Source organism: Streptomyces albospinus (genome assembly GCF_014648695.1).
Taxonomy (GTDB): domain Bacteria; phylum Actinomycetota; class Actinomycetes; order Streptomycetales; family Streptomycetaceae; genus Streptomyces; species Streptomyces albospinus.
Map to the genome: position 1 here is coordinate 388 of NZ_BMRP01000049.1, position 3419 is coordinate 3806.

General features: G+C 73.7%; 2 protein-coding genes and 1 pseudogene. 1 reads left to right on the top strand and 2 read right to left on the bottom strand.

Going from position 1 to position 3419, the window contains the following annotated elements; translation table 11 throughout:
- Both IEZ17_RS35410 and IEZ17_RS35415 read right to left on the bottom strand, forming a co-directional pair.
- Window positions 1-1304, bottom strand: a pseudogene (locus tag IEZ17_RS35410) (NADH-ubiquinone oxidoreductase-F iron-sulfur binding region domain-containing protein); the annotation flags it as partial.
- Window positions 1301-1963, bottom strand: coding sequence for a hypothetical protein (locus tag IEZ17_RS35415; protein WP_229852959.1), 663 nt, complete (start codon window positions 1961-1963; stop codon window positions 1301-1303). The pseudogene IEZ17_RS35410 and the gene IEZ17_RS35415, both read right to left, overlap by 4 nt.
- Before the next feature lie 581 nt (window positions 1964-2544).
- Here IEZ17_RS35415 and IEZ17_RS35420 point away from each other — a divergent pair.
- Window positions 2545-3366 (top strand): PucR family transcriptional regulator, encoded by an 822-nt coding sequence (locus tag IEZ17_RS35420; RefSeq protein WP_229852960.1) that lies wholly within the window; start codon window positions 2545-2547, stop codon window positions 3364-3366.
- The last annotated feature ends 53 nt before the right edge of the window (window positions 3367-3419 follow it).

Here is a 3419-nt window from a genome sequence, read left to right on the forward strand (position 1 = left end):
CCGCACCCGAACCCGTGCGCGTGGCGGTCGAACTCCTCGGGGAAGGCGGCAAGGGCCGACGCCACGAAGCGCGCGGTACCGTCCGGGTGGCTACAGGCGCCGCGACCGCGAACCGCCCGGAGCCGGGCGTGCACGGCCTCCAGGGCGGCGTCCCCGCCACCCCGTACGGCGCGGTCGAGCTGATCGGCGAGGGCGGGCAGCCCCAGGACGCAGGGCCCGCACTGCCCGGCGGACTCGGCGGCCATCCAGCGGGCGACCCGTACGGTCTCCCCCGCCGGGCAGGTGTCGTACGGCAGCGGCAGGACCGCCCCGGCGCCCAGCACCGCGTCGTAGGCGCTCAGCGCGTCCCGGGAGAGGGTCGCGGTCCGCGCGGCGTCGGGGGAGAGCCAGGTGCCGTGGTAGCCGCCGAGGAGGACGCCCTGCCCGGCGTCCGTGCCGCAGTGGGTGAGGACCTGGAGCAGCGGCGTCCCGTAGGGCGCCTCCACGACCTGGCGGCCGGCGACGGTCAGCAGCAGGGTGCCGGGCTCGGTGGGCAGGCCCGCGGTGCGGTAGCCGAGGGCGCCGAGCCGTGCGGCCAGGGCGAGTTGGGCGTAGGTCTCGGCATTGGACAGCAGGGTGGGCATGCCGTCCAGGCCGCGCTCGCTGGAGCGGATCTTGCGGCCCGAGGGCAGTGCGGGGCCGCCGGACAGGCCGCTGGTGAGGGAGGTGCCCTCGCCGGTGACGAACCGCTCGGGCAGCCGGGTGACCCGTAACGGCGGGCGGACCGGGCCGCGTTCGGCGATGGCGCGGCGCACCGAGTCCGCCACGTCGGGGCGGGTCACCCCGATGGCGATCTGCCGGGCACCGATCGCGCCCGCGGCCAGCAGCGCGCCGTCCAGCACCAGATGCGGTACGTGCAGCAGCAGCGCGGTGTCCTTGAGGCAACTGGGCTCGCCCTCGCTGCCGTTGACGACCACCGCGGCCTTCCCGTCGGAGCGGCGGATGCCGTCGAGGACGGCGGTCACCTTCCGGGCGAACGGGAAGCCGGCGCCGCCCCGGCCGCGCAGCTCGGTGTCCTCGGCCAGCGCCACCAGCTCCTGGGCGCTCAGCCGGGGCAGCTGGCCGTGCAGCGTCAGATGGGCGACCCGGTCGAGCCGGTGCAGTTCGTCGAGCCCGGCGAGCAGCCGCGGCGGCCCCATGGACGTCAGGGTGGGGACCGGGACGGGAACACCGGGAGCTCCGGGGGTACTTCCGGGTGCGGGGGCGGGCACCAGGGTGGTGTCCGGGGCGATCGGCATCGGGCGGGTGGGGGCCGGGGCGGTCATCGGGGCTCATCTCCTGCTCCTGTTCCTGTGGTGTGGCGCGGGCCGCGCAGCCGCAGGGCGAGCCGTACGGCCACGCCGGCGAGCGCGATGCCGTATCCCGCCACCGCCCAACCCGCCGCGGCCCGGCCGGACTTGAGGCCGTGCAGCAGAGCCAGTGCCCAGGCGGGGTAGGCGACCGTGTGCAGCGCCCGCCACCAGCGGGCGGAGGTGCGGCCGGTGAACGCGCCGCGCGCCGCGCCGGTCACCGCGACCGCCACGAACCCGTACGCGGCGAGCGTGCCGCAGCCGATGAGCACCGGCCGCACGCCGTCGGTGAACGGCACCGCGGCGGCCATCGCCCCGGTCTGCCCCTGGGCGACCTTCACCCAGATGTGCAGACCCAGGAAGCCCAGGCCCGCGACGCCGGTGCCGCGGTGCACGGCCTGCGCGAGCAGCCGGTGCGGGGTGTGCAGCACCATCCGGTCGGTGGCGGCCAGCCCCCACAGCACCGTGGCGGAGAGCGAGACCAGCGCCAGTACCCCGGCGCCGTAGTCCAGGAAGTGCACCGTGCTGTCCATCGCGCCGGAGTGCAGGGTGACGGCGAGGAAGAGCAGCAGCGCGGCCGGAAGTGCCGGGCGCAGCAGGGCGGTTCGGGCGGAGGGTGGGGGCGGGGCGGACATCAGACCTCCCGTGGGCGGGACGCGACCGGTTGCCGTACGCAAATTCCGGCGATTTATCCCGGCGGCGGTATTTATTCCGAGGGCTCCGGGGCATTTGTCCGGACCACTATTCGTGTGACCCCCGGTAACACTCAACATTCCGTGACCGGCCGGATACTCGCGGCCGTAATCCGGATGACCAAAAGCATCACCGAACCTCCGCTGGATTTCCTGATGTTTAGCGCGCTGTGACAAATTCCTGCACGTGCATCGCGGACCTCGGGGAGGACTCCGGATGATGCCGAATCAGGTGCACTCAGGGCGCCAAGTCCCTGTCCAGCCGCATCCCCGCCAGGATCGAGGTAGCGATGTGTGATCTCCTGAACCGCCTTTGGGCGCAGCCCCGCGGCGAGTGGACCCGGGTCGTGAGAAATGAACTTCCGGACCTTGTGGAGGAGGTGGTCGCGGAGTTGCAGCGTGGATTTCCGGCAATGGCTGCACTTCTCGGTGACACACCCGTGGAAGACGCTCAATGGGCACTGGAACAGGCGCTGCTGACCTGTCTCGGGTACCAGAAATCATCGCAAAGCAAGCCCCCGGCCGTGCCGTCCGTCGTGACCCCGATGCCGGTGGCGCGGGCCCGTCAGGACCTCTTCGGCGTCCTCGCCGGGCAGCGGGATACCCCGGAGGGCGGCCTCGGTGAACTCGCCCGGGCGGCCGGCTGGCCGGTCCCCGACACCGTCCAGGCCGTGGTCCTCGCCACCCCCGCCGAGGCCCCCCAACTGGCCGCCGCCCTGGGGCATGCGCTCATCGGCAGCGTCGACGGCTACACCGCCCTCTTCGTGCCCGACCCGGCCACCCAGACCAGGGCCCGCCTGGAAGCCGCCCTCAAGGGCCGTGCCGCCGCCGTCGGCCATGCCGTCCCCGCCGCGGACGCCGCCTCCTCGCTGCGCTGGGCGCGCTATCTGCTGTCCCTGGCGCCCGGCAGAGGCGGCCCCGAGACCCGTCCGGCGTTCGTCGACGACCACCTCTCGGCGCTGCTGCTCCTCCAGGACGAGTCGCTGGCCGACGCCCTGACGTCCCGTTGGCTGGGCCCGCTCTCGGAATTGACGCCACGCCAGAACGAACGCCTGGAGGTCACCCTGCTGGCCTGGCTGGAGGGCGGCGGCGCCCCCGAGGCCGCCAAGCTCCTACACGTCCATCCGCAGACCGTCCGCTACCGATTGCGTCAGATCGAGAAACTCTTCGGCCCGGCGCTACGCGATCCGCGGACCCGCTTCGAGCTGGAAATGGCCCTCCGCAGCCGCCGGCTGATGGCCCATGTCCGCAGCCACCGGGCCCGCGCCGGCCGCCGGGCCCGCGCGGTGGCATCCAGTATCCGGCCCCTCGGCATGGCCAGGGAGGCCCGGGTCAACGGGTTGTGACGCCCCGTCCGGACACACCGAAGGCCGCCGCCCCCGCTCCTTTCCGGAGTGGG